Here is a 222-nt window from a genome sequence, read left to right as displayed (position 1 = left end):
GATATAATAAAGATGTTAACAAAGAAAAAATGTTATCCAAGCAAGAATAATGCAAAGTTTATTGTCATTCATGAAACGGATAACGAGGACAAGGGAGCAGATGCCAAAAGACATGCACAAGCACTTAATAATGGTAACTTAGAAACAAGCGTGCATTACTATGTTGATGATAAGGTCATATATCAAACACTAGACCACAAGGATGGTGCTTGGGCAGTTGGC

The 222-nt window shown here is 36.5% G+C and carries 1 protein-coding gene; it reads left to right on the top strand.

The window, feature by feature from the left end:
* Positions 1-12: 12 nt before the first annotated feature.
* Positions 13-222, top strand: a 210-nt coding sequence (locus KGF50_RS22215) for an N-acetylmuramoyl-L-alanine amidase (RefSeq protein ID WP_227850029.1), incomplete at its 3' end; no start/stop codon positions are given.

It is taken from the genome of Clostridioides sp. ZZV15-6598 (genome assembly GCF_020657705.1).
Classification (GTDB): Bacteria; Bacillota; Clostridia; order Peptostreptococcales; family Peptostreptococcaceae; genus Clostridioides; species Clostridioides difficile_F.
Note: the sequence above shows the minus strand (reverse complement) of the source record. Positions and strands in the feature narration are given on the sequence as shown.